This window comes from Catenulispora pinisilvae, assembly GCF_015356865.1.
GTDB lineage: Bacteria > Actinomycetota > Actinomycetes > Streptomycetales > Catenulisporaceae > Catenulispora > Catenulispora pinisilvae.
The window spans coordinates 1-886 of sequence record NZ_JAAFZA010000538.1 but is presented as its reverse complement, the minus strand read 5'-3'; the positions used below and the strand labels follow the sequence as shown (position 1 = coordinate 886).

1 protein-coding gene is annotated in these 886 nt (G+C 61.9%); it reads left to right on the top strand.

Annotated features, from left to right (window positions below):
• A partial coding sequence (locus tag IZR01_RS49360; RefSeq protein ID WP_228561475.1) for a hypothetical protein occupies positions 1–414 on the top strand: 414 nt, incomplete at its 5' end.
• Between the last annotated feature and the right edge of the window lie 472 nt (positions 415–886).

The following is an 886-nucleotide window of genomic DNA, read 5'->3' as shown; positions in this document are numbered from 1 at the left end:
CTTTTTCGGGGGGCTGGGGTTTGTGGGCCGGGTTGCGGTTGCGCTGTGGGCTTTAAATGCTTTTTACGGCCTTCGGTTATGGTTGTGCCGGTTCGGGGTTCGGGTCGGTGGGTGTGTTTGTCGGCTGCCGGTTTTCGCGTTCACGACCCCGCCCCGCCTCAGGCCTCTTCAACTCCAGCAGGTCTGAACCAGGGTCTAGATCAAGATCAAGAGCCCAAGCAAGATCAAAATCAAGAGCCCAAGCAAGATCAACAGCAAGAGCACAAGCAAGATCAACAGCAAGAGCACAAGCAAGATCAACAGCAAGAGCACAAGCAAGATCAACGGCAAGAGCACAAGCAAGATCAACGGCAAGAGCACAAGCAAGATCAACAGCAAGAGCACAAGCAAGATCAAGGTCAAGAGCTGTGGTGAAGGGCCGGCGCCTCCGGCGGGGGCTCTTGGCTCCCTCGGGGAACTGGCGCTGCTCCATAGGGTGGTCCAGCTAGGGCCCTGCGCTGGCGGTTTGTGAGGTGGTTGCGGTCCGTTCCCCTCGGTCGCGTCGTCAGCCCCAAGGGGTACAGCACCGGTGTCCGGGAGTAAAGTCCGCGCGCTTGCGGTCAGACCTGCAAGCTGCGGTTTTGATAGCGCGAACTTGACTCCCGGCCACCGGCACTGTAGGCAAAGGCAAAGCCCTGCCGACGCGACCGAGGGGAACGAACCGAAAACCGACCGGAAAAGTACAAAACTGGTGGTGCGGTACCGGCGGCCCGGCGAGTCCGGCCGCCGGTCCCGGTGCTGGCAGCGCGGTAGTCCCGAAACCGCGCATCCTGGGTCGGCGGGCGCGGCTCGGAGACCGGGTCCACCGCAGTGGTGGAGAAGATCCCGGGTGCCGGCTGCGGCGACA